The organism is Streptomyces jumonjinensis (assembly GCF_009600885.1).
Lineage (GTDB): Bacteria > Actinomycetota > Actinomycetes > Streptomycetales > Streptomycetaceae > Streptomyces > Streptomyces jumonjinensis.
In genome coordinates, this window is sequence record NZ_VCLA01000191.1 from 162,237 (window position 1) to 181,010 (window position 18,774).

15 protein-coding genes and 1 pseudogene are annotated in these 18,774 nt (G+C 73.3%); 10 read left to right on the plus strand and 6 right to left on the minus strand.

Annotation, left to right across the window (positions count from 1 at the left end):
* Positions 1-401: 401 nt before the first annotated feature.
* Positions 402-872, minus strand: a complete 471-nt coding sequence (locus tag FF041_RS30650) for a MarR family winged helix-turn-helix transcriptional regulator (protein WP_323371061.1) — start codon at positions 870-872, stop codon at positions 402-404.
* Between the two features lie 191 nt (positions 873-1,063).
* Here FF041_RS30650 and FF041_RS30655 point away from each other — a divergent pair, with 191 nt between their 5' ends.
* Positions 1,064-1,477, plus strand: a complete 414-nt coding sequence (locus FF041_RS30655; protein ID WP_153525798.1) for a spore germination protein GerW family protein — start codon at positions 1,064-1,066, stop codon at positions 1,475-1,477.
* On the opposite strand, the gene FF041_RS30660 is transcribed toward FF041_RS30655, so the two are convergent.
* Entirely contained in the window at positions 1,360-2,175 is an 816-nt protein-coding gene (locus FF041_RS30660; RefSeq protein ID WP_323393189.1) for an LLM class flavin-dependent oxidoreductase, read from the minus strand. The genes FF041_RS30655 and FF041_RS30660 overlap by 118 nt on opposite strands.
* Here FF041_RS30660 and FF041_RS30665 point away from each other — a divergent pair.
* Positions 2,071-2,688: an ATP-binding cassette domain-containing protein gene (locus FF041_RS30665; RefSeq protein WP_323393190.1), complete on the plus strand. Its 618-nt coding sequence runs from the start codon at positions 2,071-2,073 to the stop codon at positions 2,686-2,688. The two genes, FF041_RS30660 and FF041_RS30665, sit on opposite strands and share 105 nt — an antisense overlap.
* A 289-nt stretch (positions 2,689-2,977) precedes the next feature.
* Positions 2,978-4,474: an alpha/beta fold hydrolase gene (locus FF041_RS30670; RefSeq protein WP_323393174.1), complete on the plus strand. Its 1,497-nt coding sequence runs from the start codon at positions 2,978-2,980 to the stop codon at positions 4,472-4,474.
* 31 nt (positions 4,475-4,505) lie between these two features.
* On the opposite strand, the gene FF041_RS30675 is transcribed toward FF041_RS30670, so the two are convergent.
* On the minus strand, positions 4,506-5,702 hold the full coding sequence (locus FF041_RS30675; RefSeq protein WP_323393192.1) for an MAB_1171c family putative transporter: 1,197 nt from the start codon (positions 5,700-5,702) through the stop codon (positions 4,506-4,508).
* 46 nt (positions 5,703-5,748) lie between these two features.
* Entirely contained in the window at positions 5,749-6,282 is a 534-nt protein-coding gene (locus tag FF041_RS30680; RefSeq protein ID WP_323393176.1) for a ParH-like protein, read from the minus strand.
* Between the two features lie 260 nt (positions 6,283-6,542).
* Between FF041_RS30680 and FF041_RS30685 the strand changes: the two genes are divergently transcribed.
* The 4 genes from FF041_RS30685 (at position 6,543) to FF041_RS30695 (ending at position 10,164) form a co-directional block, all read left to right on the plus strand.
* A complete protein-coding gene (locus tag FF041_RS30685) occupies positions 6,543-7,328 on the plus strand; it encodes a hypothetical protein (protein ID WP_228388734.1) in 786 nt (261 codons plus the stop codon).
* Between the two features lie 74 nt (positions 7,329-7,402).
* On the plus strand, positions 7,403-7,657 hold the full coding sequence (locus tag FF041_RS39565) for a response regulator transcription factor (protein ID WP_323393179.1): 255 nt from the start codon (positions 7,403-7,405) through the stop codon (positions 7,655-7,657).
* An 897-nt stretch (positions 7,658-8,554) separates the two neighbouring features.
* The gene (locus FF041_RS30690) at positions 8,555-9,064 is read left to right on the plus strand and encodes a ParA family protein (RefSeq protein WP_323393181.1); all 510 of its coding nucleotides are present in this window, start codon (positions 8,555-8,557) and stop codon (positions 9,062-9,064) included.
* The gene (locus FF041_RS30695) at positions 9,064-10,164 is read left to right on the plus strand and encodes a ParB/RepB/Spo0J family partition protein (RefSeq protein WP_153525799.1); all 1,101 of its coding nucleotides are present in this window, start codon (positions 9,064-9,066) and stop codon (positions 10,162-10,164) included. Before FF041_RS30690 ends, FF041_RS30695 begins: the two co-directional genes overlap by 1 nt.
* 432 nt (positions 10,165-10,596) lie before the next feature.
* Here FF041_RS30695 and FF041_RS30700 read toward each other — a convergent pair whose 3' ends face one another.
* Together FF041_RS30700 and FF041_RS30705 are read right to left on the minus strand one after the other, a co-directional pair.
* Entirely contained in the window at positions 10,597-11,208 is a 612-nt protein-coding gene (locus tag FF041_RS30700) for an NAD(P)H oxidoreductase (protein ID WP_153525800.1), read from the minus strand.
* A gap of 71 nt (positions 11,209-11,279) precedes the next feature.
* The gene (locus tag FF041_RS30705) at positions 11,280-12,317 is read right to left on the minus strand and encodes an NADP-dependent oxidoreductase (RefSeq protein WP_153525801.1); all 1,038 of its coding nucleotides are present in this window, start codon (positions 12,315-12,317) and stop codon (positions 11,280-11,282) included.
* 171 nt (positions 12,318-12,488) lie between these two features.
* On the opposite strand from FF041_RS30705, the gene FF041_RS30710 reads away from it, so the two are divergent.
* The 3 genes and pseudogenes from FF041_RS30710 to FF041_RS30720 all read left to right on the plus strand — a co-directional run.
* Positions 12,489-15,746: a BTAD domain-containing putative transcriptional regulator gene (locus FF041_RS30710; protein WP_153525802.1), complete on the plus strand. Its 3,258-nt coding sequence runs from the start codon at positions 12,489-12,491 to the stop codon at positions 15,744-15,746.
* A 1,511-nt stretch (positions 15,747-17,257) separates the two neighbouring features.
* Positions 17,258-18,355, plus strand: coding sequence for a bifunctional DNA primase/polymerase (locus FF041_RS30715; RefSeq protein ID WP_153525803.1), 1,098 nt, complete (start codon positions 17,258-17,260; stop codon positions 18,353-18,355).
* Between the two features lie 56 nt (positions 18,356-18,411).
* Positions 18,412-18,774: pseudogene (locus FF041_RS30720) on the plus strand (DNA primase); the annotation flags it as partial.

The following is an 18,774-nucleotide window of genomic DNA, read 5'->3' on the forward strand; positions in this document are numbered from 1 at the left end:
GGTATGCACCACTCCGGATCGGCTTCCGGGGGCTGTTCGGCGCGGCGTGCCCGCGTTCACGGCGTAGCGCGGGGGCCGTTCCCAGCCATGCCGCACGGTCGTCACTTCAGCCGAAAAGCTACGGTCCGCGGGCTGCCGGGGCGGCGGCGGAATGCATACGGTCCCCGGGAGCTTCCGCGGAACCCGTCCCGCCGCTTCCCTCTCTCCCGGGCGGTCCCGGCGTTGTCCCTCCCGTCGCCCAGAGAGGCAAATATTCGGCAAACTATCGACATTTAAGAACATGTACATGCCCAAGTGCGGCAGCGAACAATGCGAACGACGCCTTCTGGCATGGCTGGACCGGAGGGAACAGGCCGGACGGGCCGCCGTGCCGCCGTGCCGGAGTGAGAGGCCCTCTCGGGTCAGGAGTCCGCCGGGTCCATCGCGCGCAGCCGGGCGAGCAGCGTCTCCGCTCCGGCGCGGAAGGCTTCGGACGCCGCCTCGGGCATGCTTCCGAAGAGCTCGGCCGCCAGGGCGGCACGGCCGGACAGCAGTGCCGCCGTGTCCGACCGGCCCTTCTCCGCGAGGGAGACCAGGGTCGCCCGGCGGTCGGTGGGATGGGGGTCCCGTACGACCAGTTCACCGGCCTCCATGGCGTCCAGAAGCCCGGTCACATTGCGCGGTGTCACCCCCAGACGCTCCGCCAGGGCCCGCTGGGTCAGCGGCCCGTGGTGGAGCAGGGCCCACAGCACGCCCGCGCGGGCCGTGGTCAGGCCCCGCCCGGTGACGCCGCGCCGGGTGACCGCGCCGAGCGTCTCGGCGAGCTCGATGAGCAGGTCCAGTGAGGCACTGGCGGGGGCAGGGCCTTCCGGCGTAGCGTGCGGTGGCTTCACTGTGCAGCACCTCCGGGGAAAGGGTAGCCCCGGCGTCCCCGCGCAGGGGGCGGTGACGAGCACTCGGCATCCGCTCGGCGCGCGCACGGGTCGCCGGACCGGTCCGGGGCGGGCACGCCGTCCCGGGCCTCCGGGGGCGGGCGTGCCGTCCCGGAGGCCGCCCCTACTCCATCTCACCAGGCAGGGCCACGATGACCGATCCCGAGAACACCACTACAGCTGTGGGCGGAACCGTCCGGGCCACGACGGACCTGCTGGAACGGCTGGCCGAACGGCTCGGCGGCAAGGCGTCGGTGACCGCCGTGTTCGGCGAGCCGATCGTCGGCGAAGGGGTGACCGTGATACCGGTGGCCGCCGCCGGGTTCGGATTCGGCGGCGGCGCGGGACATGAGACGGGAGCCGCCAGGACCAGCGAGGGCGGCGGCGGGGGCGGCGGGGGCGGGGCGAAACCACTGGGCTTCATCGAGCTCAGGGACGGCCGGGCGACCTATAAGCCGATCCGGGACCCCTGGGCCGAGATCGCCCTCTCGCTGACGGTCGTCGTCGCGGGCGTCCTCGCCCCGAGGGCCGCCCGGGCCATCGCGGCCCGCCGCCGCCGGACCTGACCGGGCGTCGCGCAGTTCGGCGAGAGTTCGGCGAGGATGTCGCGGAGGTCGGCGACCGCCTCGCCGAAGCCGTGGACCTGGGTCACGCCCGAGGTGTTGAGGACCACCTCGTCGATGCCCGACGCGAAGCAGTGGCGTATCCGGGCGGCCGGCTCCTCCGGTCCGCCGTAGAGGAAGACTCCCTCCTCCACCAGTTCCCGGGCGCCGCTGACGGGGTCCGAGACATCGATGTCCAGGCCCGCCAGACGGAGCATGGCGGCGTAGTGGGGAGCGCGGAGATGGGCGGCGGCGGCGCGCTGGGCCAGGATCAGGGGGCTGCGGCCCCGGCGGGCGAGCGCGGCGTGCAGGACGGTGACCATCCGGGGTCGGGGGCGGCCCACGGCGCGGGCCCCCTCCCCCAGCGCGGGAAGCAGTACGTCCCGGACGTACTCCGGCGGTGTCATCCAGCTCACGGCCGTGTCGGCGGTACGGCCAGCGGCCCGGGCCATGCCCGGGCGCAGCACTCCCGCCGCGATCTCGGGGGTGGGCGCGGCGGCGGGCGGCAGTGCCGCTCCAAGGGGGAACAGCGGCCCCGCCGGGCCGGGCGGGCCGCCGTGCAGCAGGGATCTCACCGCGCCGACGTACTCGGCGACGGCGGACGCGGGCCGGGCGTAGGGGCGGCCGTGGAGCGCCTCGGCGAAGGCACCTATGCCGACCAGGAGTTCACCCTGCTGGAGGGGAGGGTACGGGAGAATCTGACGCTGGGCTGCGACTCCCCGGTGAGCGATGCCGCCCTCGGCCGCGCGCCGGCCGATGTGGGCCTGGCGGGCACGGTCGCCGCGCTCCCGGACGGGCTCGACACCCGGCTCGGCGGCGGTACGGATCTGTCCGGCGGCGAGCGCCAGCGGCTCGCGCTGGCCCGCGCGCTGCTCACGGAGACCGATGTGGTGCTGCTGGACGAGCCGACCTCCCAGCTCGACGGGATCAACGAACAGCTGTTGCGCGCCGTCGTCGACCGGCTGGCGCGGGACCGCGCGGTGGTCGTGGTGGCCCGCCGGCTCTCCACCGTCCGTCACGCCGACCAGATCGCCTTCGTCGCGGAAGGGCGGGTGCTGGGCACGGGACGGCATGACGAGCTGCTGGCCGGCTGCCCCGGCTACCGGGCGCTGGTCGAGGGGCAGACCGCCGTCGCGGCGTCGGCCGACAGGGCAGCCGCGCCCGCGCTGCCCTGAGCGCGGGATTCAGCTGCCGGTCGTCGCGGCGGCGCGGCGTCGCGGCTTCACGGCTTCACGGCTTCACGGCTTCACGGCGGCTCAGCGGCTCAGCGGCTCAGCGGCTCAGCGGAACCATGCGCGGTCCTCGTGGATGTGCCGCGTGAAACCACGGGGTGTCGGGCTCATCCACGGCGATCGCGCCGAGAAGGCGGGGTGCGGTTCCACCACCCGGGCCGGGCCTCCTTGGTTACGTACCCATCATGTGCCCATAGAGGCACCGCCATGCGGGGCCGGAACAGTGACGCGTGTGAACACGAGCATGCGCATGAACACGGACCCGGGCACGAGACGGCGGGCTCTCTCCGTACTCCTGGCCCTGTCCGCCTCCGCCGCCCTGGCCGTCCCCGGCACGGCCGCCGCCCAGGAGCCGTCCGGGGCCGGCGCCCCTCCCCCGCCGATCAGCTGGGGCGCCTGCCCCAAGGCCGAGCCGCCCTACCCCGACCCCACCCCGAGGGCGCAGTGCGCGACGGTCGAGGTGCCGCTGGACTGGTCGAAGCCGAAAGGCCCGAAGATCGGTCTCTTCGTCGCCCGCCACCGGGCCACCGACCCCGCGCGGCGGATCGGCGTCCTGATGTCGAACCCGGGCGGTCCCGGGGCGCCCGGGGCCGATGACGCGCTGTACGCGGACGACCCCTACAGCGGCTACACCCCGGAGATGCTCCAGCGCTTCGACATGATCGGCTTCGACCCGCGCGGCATCGGCCGCAGCCAGGGCGCCCGCTGCGACGAGACGATCGCCGACTCGCTCCCGGCCCGCCCCCGTGACGCGGCCGGGTTCGAGCGGCTGCGCACCCTGAACGGCCGGCTGGCGGACAGCTGCCTCAGGCAGACGGGCCCGCTCGCCGCCCATATGGACGGTGAGAGCGTGGCCCGCGACATGGACGCGATCCGCGCCGCCCTCGGCGAACGCCGGATCAGCTTCATCGGCCACTCCTACGGCACCTTCCTCGGCGAGCGTTACGCCCGACTGTTCCCGGACAACCTCCGTGCGCTGGCCCTCGACAGCGCGATGGACCCGGACCGGCCGGACGCCGAGCGCTATCTCAGAGACGGCAGCGTCTCCGTCAACGGCACCCTGAAGCGAGTCGCGGCCTGGTGCGAGAAGGACCCGTCCTGCGCACTGAAGGGCGAGGACCTGACGGCCGTCATCGACCAGTTGTTCGCCCGCGCCGACGCGGGCACGCTCCGCGACCCGGGCCCCGAGGGGCCGACGCGGACCAAGGTCGACGCCGACCAGCTGTCCGGCTTTCTGACCGATGCGTCCCGCGGATGGTTCCCGGAGGAGACGGCACGGCAGCTGGCCGCCCTGCACACCGGAAAGGGCGAGGTCCGCTGGTCCGTCGGCGGCGGTGACCCCTACGCGCGGCTCGTGATGTGCCGGGACTACGAATTCCGGATCCGCGACTACGCCCACTACCGGGCCATCCGTGAGCGGGTCGCCAAGGCCGCCGCGTACGTCCGCTACAACGCCCAGGCCCTGGACACCATTCTCAGCTGCCAGGGCTGGACCATGCCGCCCAAGCCCCGGCCCGCCCAGGCCAAGGGCGACCTCCCGCCCGTCCTCGTGGTCAACGCCACCGATGACGTGGCGACCCCGCTGGCAGGCGCGCAGCGCATGGCGCGCGCCTTCCCTGAGGCGACCCTGTTCACGATGGACGTCGTGGGCCACTGGCTCTACCGCAGAGGCGAGTCGGAGGAGGCGATGCGAGTGATCGACGCCTACCTGACCAGCCGGAAGGGCTGAGCCTGAAGAGCGCGGGGGTGAACGGGAGGTGCTACGGGCTCTCCTGGCGCTCCCCCGCCGCGAGGCGGGCCCGGCGGCGGACGTAGGCGACGGCCTCCGAGCGCGTCAGCTCCCGGGTGACCTGGGTCAGCCAGACCACCTCCGCGTCGACCGTGCCCTGGACCGGCGCGACCGGCAGCACGGCGGGGGCGTCCGGGCCGTCGCCGGGCCGGCGGCCCGAGCGCAGCGACTCCAGCGCCGCCACGACGGCCGCCGCTTCGGTGGCGGCCGCCGCGCCGGACGGGGCGACGGGGAATCTGCGGAAGCCCTCCTCCGCCCAGTGCGGGAAGTGGGGCGGAAAGTGGGGCCGCAGGGTCAGATAGCCGTCGCGGATCTCTATCACCCGCCGGTACAGGGCGAGTTCGGCGTCCCGGACCAGCAGGGCGCCGGGGCCCCGGCCCGGCCGTACCTCCAGGGCGGTCTGCGGGACGACGGCGTACAACGACGACCAGAGCGGCTCCAGCGCCCGGTATCCGCGTACGGAACGCCACCAGCGCCGCACGGCCGGCCCGGCGGGCGCCCAGCGCGCCGCCGTCACCCCCAGCGAGGAGACCGCGAGGCAGCCGGTCCCCAGTGCCACCGCCACCGGGTCCTGCCCCGCCCCCTGTCCCTGATGCAGCATCACATTGCCGACCCCGGCCAGACCCCACAGACCCCACAGACCCCACAGCCCTCCGAGGACCGCCCCCGCGGTGATCAGACGCAGCCCTGTCCGCAGCGGGCCGGGCGGCAGATCCCGTGCGTAGCGGTGGACCTGCGGGGTGAAGCCCCACAGACACCACAGGCTGAAGCAGGTGAAGACCAGGCCGAACGCGGCGAGCGCGAGCCGTCCCGGGCCGTCCGCGACGACCCGGCCGCCGGACAGATCGGCCCCCGCGGCCAGGAAGAGGAGGGGGCAGACCGTCAGCACGGCGGCCGTCGCCCGACGATGCGTCACCCGGCGGGCCTCCCACCGTCCGGGCGGCGCGAGATGGCTGACCGCCGGCGGGAGCAGCGCCGGCGCCATCATCTCCAGCTCCCGGCCCAGCAGATGCGCCAGATGCGACAGCTCCGGCAGGACCCGGTCCGCGGCGGTCATGGTGGCGGGGGCCAGCACGGCCATCGACGCACCGAGGAGGAGCCCGAAGAGACAGAGCAGTTGTATCGCCCATTCCGGCCCCCGGGACCGGCGAGTCTCAGTTCGTACCAGCCCATGCCCATGGCGACCGCCGCCGGGAGATACCCCGGCAGCGCGCTCATTCCGGCACCGCGGTGCGCACGCCGATGAGCGACCCGGCCCGCTCGCAGGGCGGCACGCCGCCGCTGCCGCTCGCGTCCTCGCGCAGCGCCCGGCGCAGGATCAGCGAGGCCAGCAGCTCCGCCTCCTGCTCCTGCTCCTGCGGCTGGCTGTAGACGGTGCGGCCCAGTACCCGGCGTACGAACTCGGCGGAGAACCCGGGCAGCAGCAGCGGGACCGACGCGGCCTCGGAGGGGGCGATCCGGTCGTGGCCGCAGAGCAGATGGGCGACCTCGTGCGGCAGGATGTGCTGCCGGTGCAGTGCGGTGGTGTCCGCGGTGCACACGATGTAGTCGGCCCGGTCGGCGGCCACCAGCAGCCCGCAGGGGGCCGGGGCGGACAGCGGGGCGGTCAGTATCTCGATCGGTCTGCCTCGCCGTTCGGCGAGGGCCTCGACCAGCGCCTCCGCGCTGAACGGACGGGGCAGCTCCATGGTCTGAGCCGCCCGGCGGTTACGCTGCCACATCCGTCTGGCCTGCTTCCCTGCACGCACGAACGCCTCCTTCGGGGCGGCTTGGGCGCCACGCGGACGAACGGCGGCCTCCGCACGCACCGCCCGCCGCCGGGCGGACCGGGACGGGGCGGCCGGTCGGCCGGTCACGGCAGGGCGATGGGCGATGGGCGATGGACGATCCGCCGACTCCCCCCGTACGCCGGGCCGTTGCCCGCACATGACACTGATCATGAAAGAGGCGGACAGGGCTCCGCCATCCCAGATGGGTGGGAACTTCGGCGATGCCCTACCGTGCGCCCATGGCCGCGCCCCGGGACCTCGAACGCACCGTCCTGGCGGACATCCATGACCTCGCCCTGGCGGAGCGGACGCCGGAAGGGTTCTTCCACGGGCTCACCCCGCTGCTGCGCGACGCGCTCCGCTTCGACGCGGGCTGCTGGCACGGCGCCGACCCGGTCACCGGGTTTCTCACGTCCACGGTGTCCGACGGTCTGGATCTCGGAAGCTTCGAGCAGGCCGCTCAGCTGGAGATCTGGTCGGACGACGCCACCCGCTTCGCCGCGATCCGGGCGGCCGGGCGGCTGGCCGACACCGTCCACCGGGCCACCCGGGGACATCCCGAACACAGCGTCCGCTACCGCGAACTGCTGTCGGGCCACCACTTCGTCGACGAACTGCGCATCAACTTCGATCACCACGGCGGACGATGGGGATCGGCGGCGCTGATGCGCGAGCGCGACCAGCGGCCGTACGGCGCGGACGAGCTGCGGCTGGCCGCGCGCGCCGCCCGGGCGATCGGCACGGCGCTGAGCCGCTACGCCCTGCCCGCGCCCGCGGCGGCGGCGGCAACGAAGATGGACGGCCCGGCGGTCGCGGTGATCAGTGCGGCGGGACGGCTCACCGCCGCGGACCCGGCGGCCGAGGCCCTCCTCGCGGAGCTCGCCGATGACCCCAGGTCCGGCGCGCTCCCGGGGTCGCGCGGCAGCGCGCGCACCGCTCTGCCGACCGCGCTCACCACCATCGTCGAGCAGGCCCGGGGCCGCCTGGGGCCGGGCGCGGCGGAGCGCCGGTCCGGGCCCGGCTGAGGCGGGCGTCCGGCCAGTGGCTGACGCTCCACGCCTCGCTGCTCGAAGGCCGCCCCGACGGCGCGATCGCCGTGGTGGCACAGCCCGCCACGCCCGCCGAGGTCATTCCGCTCACCTTGATGGCGCACCGGCTGACACCCCGTGAGCAGGAGGTCGCCCTGGCCGCGCTGCGCGGCCGGTCCACCCGGGAGATCGCCGCCGAGCTCTTTCTGTCGCCCGTCACCGTGCAGGACCATCTCAAAGCGGTCTTCGACAAGACCGGGGTGCGCAGCAGACGTGAGCTCGTGGCGCTGCTGATGACGCGGACCCTGGCGGAGGCGGGGCTCTGAACCGGCCGCGCGTGCAAGTGTCCCGGGTGCCGTGCGACCGCGGAGGTGGTGGACGCCTCCTGGACGGCGGCGTTGGGGCTGGTGTACGCGGCGTAGCCGCCCATGAGGTCTTCCGTGGTCATAGGTGCTCCTCGGTGTGGTGCCCGGTTCCCCGACTGCTGCCGGGTGCGACGATTCCAGCAGGGGCACCGCCGCCCCGCCCAGAGCAGGAATCTGGCCCTTGCCCGGGGGTCCGGTACGGGGTGCGGCGGGATGGCGGCAAGGTTCTGCCGGGTCCCGGGCGGCCGGTGCGCGGCTGTCGGCAAGGTCCTGTCGTACCGCCGCCGCTCCCCCGCTCCCGGACCGTCAGCAGGTGGTGCGGTAGGGCGGTCCGGGCACCAGGGCAGCCCGCTGACTCCGGGTGCGAGGGTGCGGGGTCGTCCTGGGGGGCTGCGAACCGGGTGCTGGGCGGCCCGGGTCGGTTTACCGCGGTAAACCGGTCGCCCGGCGTGCCGTGCGGCTCGGCTCGGCTCAGCGAGGGTGGTTTACCGCGGTAAACCGCCGAGGGCCTGCCTGCTCCGGTTTACCGCGGTAAACCGGTCTCATCGGGCCTGGTTTACCGCGGTAAACCGCTTTCGCTCGGGCGCGGTCACCGCCACCCAGTGAGGCAAAACACCCAAGTACTGGTCAAAACAGGGCAGTCTCATCTGGCATGATGCCCTCTGCCCGAAGTACCGGATCCAACGGGAAGCAAACGGAGCATTCAGGCCGGCAAGCGTCTATGTCGTATCCATCGACCCCCAGGCCTCCACGGTCTGGTGGGCGAATCGCATCACCGATCTCCCCTTCGACTTCTCCCAGGAGCATGAGTCTCCGGAGAACCTCCAGGTCCTCAAGGACACCGGAGCGAGGGTCCATGTGGTCGCCAATCAGAAGGGCGGGGTGGGGAAGACCACCACCACCCTCAATCTGGGGGCCGTCGTCGCCGATGTGCTCAAGGCCGGCGGCAACGGCCTCCAGCATGTCTTCATCGACACCCCCGGCAGCCTTCAGGACGAGAACCTTCTGCTGGAGGCGTTGAAGTACGCGCACGATGTGATCGTCCCCATGCCCCCGGAGGGGCTCGCGTTCGACCCCACCGCCAGGACCGTCCAGAAGGTCATCGAGCCGACAGGACTCCCCTTCAAGGTCGTCATCAACAACTGGGATCCCCGGGACGGCAGGGCCGACCTGGAGGAAACGCAGTCCTATGTCGACGCACAGGGGTGGCCTCGCGCGGAGGCGGTCATCCGGCGGTACAAGGTGCACACCCGCGCGTCGGTCGAGGGACGGGTGGTGACCCAGTACCCGAAGAACCGGGTCGCCATGGAGGCCCGTGAGGACTTCTTCCGGCTCGCTCTGGAGATGGGTTACGGAGGTCGCGCCTGATGGGACGCCGTACCAGTCTCGCCTCACTCGCCGGCCAGAAGGTCGACTCCGTACCGGGGCAGAGCGATCCGCTGCTGCTGACGCTCCCCCTGGAGAAGCTGGTCCCGACCCGCTTCAATCCGCGCCGGAACTTCGGCAGCGAAGGCGATCTCAGGGACTTCGGCGAGAAGCTGAGGAGGCGACAGCTTCAGCCCGCCGTGGTGGTGTCCCGGTCCGCCTATCTCAGGCTCTGGCCCGAGGAGGCCGAGCACATCGGCCCGGCTTCCTTCGTCATCGCCAACGGCGAGCGCCGGTACCGGGGCTCTCTCGCCGCCGGGATGACGACGCTCAATGTCGTGCACAACGAGGATGTGGCCAACAGCCGCGCCGACTTCCTCGACGCGATCCTCTCCGAGAACAACGACCGGGAGGATCTCGATCCGATCGAGCGCGCGATCGGCATCGAGACGATGGTCGTCCAGCTCGGCGGCGCGGACAAGGTCGCACAGCACTATGAGAAGTCCAAGGGATGGGTCAGCCAGCAGCGGAAGCTGCTCGCTCTGACTCCCGAGCTCCAGGCTCTGGTCAGCTCCGGCGAGATCCCCATCCGGGTCGCCCGGGACATCGCGGGGCTCCCGGCCGCCGAGCAGGCGGCGGCGTGGAGCGAGGAGCAGCAGCGGCGGGCGGCGACGCAGGGTGTGCCGCGTTCCCGGAAGCCCAAGGCGGTCGCGGGGGAGCCCGGGGACCGGCGGCGGGCGGCAGCGGGCGAGCGGGACCGGGGGAGTCGTCCCGCCGGGGCCACGCCCACGCCTGCGGGTCCGGTCGAGCCGGAGCGGTTTACCGCGGTAAACCGGCCCGGGGCGGCGGCAGCGCTCGCCGGTGAGACCGTCGATGAGCTTCCGGGCGGCGTGCCCGCCGGGGAGGGATCCGCCGCGACCATGCCTCATCAGTCCGCGCCCGCCGGGGCGGACGGCCTCTGGGCGGATCCGGAGCGGCTGTGCGGGCACATCATCGAGGTGATGTCGCGGGCCGACCGCCGGCGTCTGGCGTCCCTGCTGCTCACCTACAACGCCCAGGAGACCGAGGCCGAGACCTTCTCCCAGGCTGACGCACCGGCGTAGCGCCTCTCGTCCGGGCCGTCCTGAACCCGAGGGCCCGTCTGTTTCGGTTTACCGCGGTAAACCGGAGCGGGCGGGCCCTCGGCTGTTTACCGCGGTAAACCGAGCAGAGGTGTTCGGCCGCTCCGGTCCACGGAGGCGTTCGACCGCGCCGGTCCAGCGCGGGCCGGCTCGGTTTACCGCGGTAAACCGAGCCGGGATCACCCGGCGGATTGGACTGACCCCCGACTGGTTTACCGCGGTAAACCGCCGAGGAAGTCACCCGGCGACCGGTTCCGGGCCGAGCCTGCCCGGTCACCCGGCGGACTGGTTTACCGCGGTAAACCAGTCGGGGGCGGTCGTCCCCGGCAGCGACTGGAACGACCCGGCTGCTGCCGCGGACGGTGGAGGCGGCCCGCGCCGCCGAGCCGGTTTACCGCGGTAAACCGGCTCGGGTCACCCGGCGGCCCGCGCCGGGGCCGGGGCCGTGGCGGTCAGAAACGCGGAGAGCGCGTCATCGGCCGAGGTCAGCAGGGCCTGGTCATGTGCCCCACTGGCGACCGTGTCGTACACCAGATGCACCCGGGCGTCCTCGATGCCGCAGAAGCGGGAGACACCCACCCTCAGCTGCCGGTCGATCAGATCGTCCCAGCCGCCCTCGGTGAAATGCTCGCGCGAGTAGCCCGCCAGACCGATCCACTGGATGCGCTTGCCCGCCAGCCGGGGGCGGCTGCGACCGTAGGCGAAGCCGTAGTTCCACACCCGGTCGACCCAGCCCTTGAGCAGCGCGGGCAGACCGAACCACCAGACCGGGAAGACCACCACGATCACATCGGCGGCTTCGACGCGCGCCATATGCGCCCGCGCCTCGGGGCTGTACCGCTTCTCCCGGTCGGCCCAGTCGGGTTCGTCCTCGGGTGTCATCCGCGGGTCGAACCCCTCGGTGTGCAGATCGAGTACATCGACGGTGTGACCGGCGGCGGCGAGCCGGTCGCGGGCGCGGGCGGCGACCCTGGCGGTCAGGGAGTCGGTACGGGGGTGGGCCAGGACGAGGAGGGCGGCGGCCATGACGGTGGTGATCCTTCCGGGGCGGGGCCGAGGGGAGTGAGGGGGAGTGAGGGGGAGTGAGCGGGCGGCGGTCAGGTCAGGCGGACGAGCATCTTGCCGGTGTTGACCCCGCTCAGCACGCCCAGGAAGGCCGCCGGAGCCTGCTCGATGCCCTCGAAGACGGTCTCCTCCGTGTGCAGCGACCCCTCCGTCAGCCAGCCGACAGCCCGCTCGGTGAACTCCGGGAACAGCCCGAAGTGGTCGCTGACGAGCATGCCGCGCAGCTGAAGCCGCTTGGTGTACGCCTGGAAGAGGTTGTGGGGGCCCGGCACGGGGCCGGTCGCGTTATAGCCGCTGATCGCACCGACGAGCGCGAAGCGGGCCCCGGTGGCGGCATTGGCGATCGCGGCCTCCAGGTGGTCGCCGCCGACATGGTCCACATAGACGTCGATACCGCCGGGGGCCGCCTCGGCGAGCTGGGCGGCGATCGCACCGGCCCGGTAGTCCAGGGCGGTGTCATAGCCGAAGTCGTTCACCAGCTTCGCCGTCTTCTCCGGCCCGCCCGCCGACCCGATCACCCGGGCCGCGCCGAGCTTGCGGGCGATCTGCCCGGCGACGCTGCCGACCGCGCCCGCCGCGCCGGAGATGAACACGGTGTCGCCCGGGCGAACCGGGGCCACCTCGGTGAGGGCCGCGTACGCGGTCAGACCGGTGGTGCCCAGCGGGCCGAGATACGCCTGGGCGGGGACGGCCGAGACGTCCAGGACGGACACGGCCGCGCCGTCGAGCACGGCGTACTCCCGCCAGCCGGCGAAGTGCGACACCGTCGCACCGACCGGGACGGCGTCCGCGCGGGACGCCACCACCTCGCCGACCGCGCTGCCCTCCAGCACCGCGCCGAGCCCGAACGGCGGGATGTACGACTCGGCGTCGTCCATCCGCCCCCGCATATACGGATCCACCGACATCCAGGTGTTCCGGACCAGGATCTCTCCCTCGCCCAGCTGCGGCACCGGGGCGGTGACCAGCTCGAAGTTCTCCTCGGTGGGGGCGCCCACCGGCCGGGAGGCCAGCCGTATCTCACGACCGGTGACGACGGTGCGCGGGGAGGCGGAAGAGTTGACGGACATGGCGGCTACCTCTGTTCGGTGGTCCGTACCGTCCGGTTCAGGCTGTCCCGGACTCGATGACCTCACTGTGCCGACCACCGCGCACGATCCGCCGACGGTCCGCTGACGGTCGGCCCCCAGCCGCTGACGATCTCCCTTGAGGGGCCGGTTGACCTGCGTTAACGTGATGTCATGCGCTTCGGGGTACTGGGTTCGCTGGCCGTGTGGACCGCCGAAGGACAGCTGGTGCGGGTCCCCGAGGCGAAGGTGCGAGCGCTGCTCGCGGATCTCCTCGTACACCGGGACGGACCGGTGTCCGCGGATCTGCTCATCGAGGATCTCTGGGGCGCGGATCCCCCGGGCAATCCGGCCAACACCCTTCAGACCAAGGTCTCCCAGCTGCGCCGTGCCCTGGAGGCGGGCGAGCCCGGAGGCCGCGAGCTGGTCGCCTACCGGCCGCCCGGCTACGAGCTGAGAATCGGGCCGGACGCGGTCGACGCCGACCGGTTCGCCGAACTGACCGCCCGCGCGCGGGCGAGCACCGACCCGCGGACCCGGGCCGTGCTGCTCGCGGACGCGCTCGCGCTCTGGCGGGGCCCCGCGTTCGCCGACTTCCGCGACGAGGAGTTCACCCGCGCGGCCGTCACCCGTCTCGACGAACAGCGGCTGACCGCCCTGGAGGATCAGGCCGAGGTCCGGCTGGAGCTGGGCGAGCACACCCTGCTCGCCGATGAGCTGGGGGAGCGGGTCGCGCTCCATCCGCTCCGGGAACGGCTGCGGGCCGCGCATCTGCGCGCGCTGTACCGTTCGGGCCGCCAGCGCGAGGCGCTCGCCGGATACGCCGAACTGCGCGAGCTGCTGGCCGATGAACTCGGTCTCGACCCGGGCCCCGAGCTCGCCGCGCTGCATCAGGCCATCCTCGAACAGGACCCGGCGCTGGCGGCCGTGCCCGCTCCGGTCACATCGGCGGCCCGCCCCCGGGGCAATCTGCCCGCCGCGCCGACCGAGCTGATCGGGCGCGAGGACGCGCTCACCGAGGTGGGCGCGCTGCTGCGGACCGCCCGGCTGGTGACGCTGACCGGCCCCGGCGGGGTCGGCAAGACACGGCTGGCGCTCGCGGCGGCGGCCGAGGCCGCCGGGGACTTCCCCGACGGGGTGTGGCTCGTCGAGCTGGCGGGGCTGCGGCGGCCGAGCGGCGTCGAGCTCGCCGAGGCGATCGCGGCGGCGCTCGGGATCCGCGACGAGAGCGGTTCCGGTCCGGCCGGGTTCCGCGCGCCGGAGCCGCAGGCCCGGCTGGCCGCCGCGCTGCGCGAACGGCGGCTGCTGCTGGCGCTGGACAACTGCGAGCATGTCATCGAGCCGGTCGCGCTCCTCGTGGACGCGCTGCTGCGGGCCGCTCCCGGAGTACGGGTCCTGGCCGGCAGTCAGGAGACGCTGGCCGTCTCCGGCGAGGTGCTGTACGTGGTGCCTCCGCTGGCGCTGCCACAGCCGGGGGCAGCGCTCCCGGAGCTCTCCCGGTCCACGGCCGTCCAGCTGTTCACGGCGCGCGCGGCGGCCTCGGCTCCCGGGTTCGTCCTCGACGAGCGGAACGCGGACGCGGTCGCGTCGGTGTGCCGGCGGCTCGACGGCATCCCGCTCGCCCTGGAGCTGGCCGCCACCCGCGTACGCGGTCTCGGCGTCCACGGTCTGGCGGCCCGGCTGGACGACCGCTTCCGGGTGCTCGGGGTCGGGCGGCGCGGCACGCCCACCCGGCAGCAGACCCTGCGCGGAATGATCGACTGGAGCTGGGAGCTGCTCAGCGCGCCGGAGCGGCGCGTGCTGCGCCGGCTGGCGGTCCACGCGGACGGCTGCGCGCCGGAGGCCGCCGAGGCGGTGTGCTCGGGGGCGGACCTCGGGGGCGGCGATGTGCTCGATCTCATCGGCCGGCTGGTGGACCGCTCGCTGGTGGTGGCGGTGGACGGGGCGGAGGGGCCGCGCTACCGGCTGCTGGAGTCGGTCGCCGCCTACGGTGTCGAAAGCCTCCGTGCCTCGGGTGAGCTCGATGAGACACGGCGGCGGCACGGCGAGTACTTCGCGGCCTTCACGGAGCGGGCGGAACCGGGGCTGTACGGGCCCGAGCAGCGGCTGTGGCTGGCGCGGCTGGACGCGGAGAGCGCCAATCTGCGGGCCGCCCTGGACGGTGCGGTCGAACGGGGCGACGCGGGGCTCGCGATACGGCTCGCGAGCTCGGCGGCGTGGTACCGCTTTCTGCGCGGACGCCACCGGGAGGCGTACCGGGCGCTGACGGCCGCGCTCGCCGGCGAAGGTGGCGCGCAGGACGCACTGCGGGCCGGGGCCGGGGCTTGGTGCGCCGGATTCGCGATGGTCTGCGGTGAGGGAAGCGATCTGATTCGGCGGAGCCGGGAGGCGCTGAAGCCCTTCGAGACGGTCGCGGCGGGACGTGACCGGGCGCGCTGGTTCCTGGGTCTGGCACATCTGCACATGGGCGACGCGGACACCGGCGGTGAGCTGACCGGGCAGGCGCTGCGCGGGTTCCGGGCGACGGACGACCGCTGGGGCGTCGCGGCGGCGCTGAGCGGCGTCGCCAAGTGCGCGATGTTCCGGGGCGATCTGGTCGCGGCGCGTGCGGCGGCCTCCGACAGCGCGGCGCGGTTCGCGGCGCGGTTCGCGGCGCTGGGGGACCGGTGGGGCCGGGTGCAGGCGTCGGATCAGCTCGCCTATGCCGCCGAGGTGTCGGGGGAGTACGAGAGCGCGGCGGCGCTGCACCGCGAGGGACTGCGCTGGGCCGAGGAGCTGGGCCTGTGGACGGATGTCTCGTACCGGCTGTCCGGGCTCGGCCGGATCGCGCTGCTGCGGGGCGACTTCGAGCAGGCGGACGGCTTCCATGAGCGGGGGAGACGGCTGGCGGTCGAGCAGTCGGACCGGTTCGCCGAGGGGTTCGCCGAGACCGGCCTGGGCCTGGGCGCACGCCGGGCGGGCGACCCGGACCGGGCCGAGGGGCATCGGCGGCGCGCGCTCTCCTGGAACACCCGGCTCCAGGAGGCGTACGGAGTGCCGTACTACGGGGTGACGCTGCTCCTCGCCGAACTGGGGTTCGCGGCCGAGCTGCGGGGTGACGCGGCGGGCGCGCGGGCGCTGCACACCGAGGGGCTGGCGGCGGCCAGTGCCGGCGCCGACCCACGGGCGCACGCGCTCGCCCTGGAGGGGCTGGCGGGCGTGGAGGCCCTCGACGGCGATCCTGCGGGCGCGGCCCGGCTGCTGGGGCGCGCGGCGGCGCTGCGGTCGTCGGTGGGCGTTCCGCTGCCGGAGGCGGAGCGCGGCGATGTGGACCGGATTGTCGCGGCGGCCCGCGCGGCGCTGGGCGACGAGGCGTTCGGCTCGGAGTTCACGGCGGGGGAGAGGGAGGCCCTGAAGGGGTCGGAGGCTCCCCGGTACCCGGAGACGCTGTAAGGCCCGGAGAGGGCGGCCAGGGGCCGTTCTCGGGCTTCCTGTACGGGGGTGTGATCCCGGGTCCGGGTCCCGGGGCAACGGCCCGGCCGCGTACCCGGGTACGTCTCCAACGCGCCCGCTCGGGGGCGTACCCGGGTACGTACGGTCGTCGGACTCCTGAACGGCGGCTCGGTCACGTCCTCCCAGGGATCGCGCAGGGGCGCGGAAGCGAGCAGCGGCGGCTACTCGGGAAGTAAGGTCACATGTCCGGATGTCGTACGGGAGTACGACATCCGGCGGGAGCCCGATCCGCCGGGACGGATACACCGGGGCCGCTCCGGCGGGCTTCCCGGTCGGGGCCGGGGACGCTGGTGACGGTCCGGGCGGGCGCACCGTCATGAGGATGTGCCCGGTGAGGGTGTGGCGGACCGTCGGATGCGTGCCAGCCCAGGGCTGCCCGCAGAAGAGCAGCCCGTCCAGCGCCCGAGGGGAGACGGCCCGGAGACCCCGGCGGCGCTCTGTGCGGCCTTCTCGGGGGAAGACGCGGCCCGCCTCGGTCCGGTCCGGTCCGGTCCAACACTTGTCCGATTATCTGTTTGCCTGTCGGTACGGCGGGCCATGCTAGGCAGCGAACAACCTCACGACCAGCAGTTTTTCGTGTGACGGCAAACGTTCGCAGCAGCGGGGAGGTCCAGCCTGTGCGAGTCCGGTGGACGGGAGACGACTGTCCCCTGCGGGGCGGCCCGATGGAAAACGCCCAGGAGGCCCGCTGCGGGCGTCACATGGACCCCACGCGGAGAAAGGCCACCCGGTACCGGCGAGGGCCTGAGACGGGCAGTCAGGGCCTCCCAGGGGCATCTGCCCCCGTCAAGTCCCCCAGCCTGGCGGCAAGACGGCCCGAGTCCCGCCCGGGGCGGGGCGCACCCGCCGGACCCCGAACAGCTGCCCGCACCGGCAGCGGGGGCACACCCGGGGAGCGGACCCTCCGGATGCCCGACGCCGCGCACACCCGGCCCGCACCAGCAGCGGGGGCGGGGGCACCGCTCAGTCGCTGGACCCGACCCACAGCGTCCCGGCCACTGCACCGGTTTCCAGCCAGCTGGGCCCCGGATCCCGAGCAGCGACTGAAGGGGCAGCGACTCAACACCGTTCAGTCGCTGTCTGCTGAGACCCAAGAAACTGCAGGTCAGAGCCTTGCGAGCAAGAAAACAGCGACTGAAGCGACTGAAGGGTGGGGTATATAAAGACATTTCGCGTGTGCGCGTGTGCGTCATATATAGGAGCCTTGAGTCGCTTCAGTCGCTGTTTTGGTCCTCAAACCGCCTTTGACCTGGGGTTTTACCAACAGCGACTAACAGCGACTGAACGGTCTCAGTCGCTGGCGGGAGGAGAGTTCAGTCGCTGGGGGGTCCGTCGATCGAGAGCCGATCGACACGTGGCGACATTCGGGGAGCCGTTCCCATGCCCCACGCAGGTCTTCGCTAATCTATGTTCGTTGTTGAGTCGCTTCGGTCGCTAACAGGGGGATGCACATGGCTACTGAGCTGCGCTCTCCGGGCGGCGACTCACCATGGCCGGCCGCTTCCGCGTCGCGGGCCACGGCTCTGTGGTGCGCCGGGCAGGGCTGGCCGGTCCACCCGCTGGCCGCCGGGCGCAAGACGCCCGCGGGGAACTGTGACGCCTGCCGCGGGCCCGGGCACACCCGTACCGGGTGCGACTGCGTGGCCGCCGGGCGCTGGTGTCATGGCTTCCACGCCGCCACCCGGGATCCCGACCGGATCAACCGATGGTGGGGGAACAACCCGGGCTACGGCGTGGGCGTCTCTTGCGGGCCCGCCAGGCTGGTCGTCATCGACATCGACGCCCATGCCCGCAGCCTCCCGGAGCGCGGCAGGCTGCTGCCGGGCATCCCCATCGACGAGCGGGTCGACCTCACCGGTCTGGCCAACGGCTTCCACACGATGGCGGTGCTCGCCGCCCTGCGCGGAGCCGGCGACCCGGCCGCCGACGAGACCACCCTGCGGGTCCGTACTCCCTCGGGCGGGCTGCACGTCTGGTACCGGGTCACCGACGGCCGCGCCTGGCAGTGCTCCACCGGCTCCGGCGGCGGGCGGGCCCTGGCCTGGCAGGTGGACGTCCGGGCGCACGGCGGCTACATCGTCGCGCCGGGCACCGTCACCGCCGCGGGCAGCTACACGCCGCTGGGCCCGACGAAGCTGCCCGCCCCCCTCCCGGGCTGGCTCGCGGGCGAACTGGAGCGCACCGGGCACCTTCCCGAGGCGCGCATCCCCGGGCCCCGTCCTGTGCCCGCCAGGGCCCGTCAGGCGGTCATCGCCGCCGGCGGGGGCCGGGAGCGCACCACCGCCGCGCTGAGCGGGGTGCTGGCCGAGGTCGCCGCCTGTGCGGCCGTGCCGGAGGGCGCGGGGTTCTCGGAGAAGCTCAACCGGGCCGCGTACACCGCCGGCGGGCTCGTCGCCGCCGGATATCTCACCCAGCTCCAGGCGGAGGACATCCTGCGATCGGCCGCCGACGTCGCCCGCCCGGGACAGGACCGGCGGTCCGCCCAGATCATCCGCGGCGGGCTCAACGCCGGTCTGCGCCAGCCCCTGCACCCGGGGAGGCGCGGGTGACGGCCGACGACGGGACCCTCTTCGACTTCGACGCCCAGGCCGTGGCCGCCCAGATCATGGCCCGCTCGGCGGTGCCCACCGCGCCCGTGCCGTCCCAGGCGAGCGGGTCCGCGCTGGAGACGGCTCAGGTCACGGCCTCGGGGCTGATGCCGGACACCCTCACCGACCGGGGCAATGCGAAGCTCTTCGTCAAGCTGTATGCCAACGACTACCGTCATGTCACCGGTCTCGGCTGGTACCGCTGGGACAACACCCGCTGGCAGAGCGACGAGAACGACACCGTGCTCTGGGCCGCCGGGGAGATGGCGGAGAACATCGCGACCACCGACCCCCGTGGCGTCCACACCGACAGCGCCCTGCGCAAGCACCGTCGTCGTGCGTTGTCGACGTCGGGGATGAATGCGTTGTTGATGCAGGCG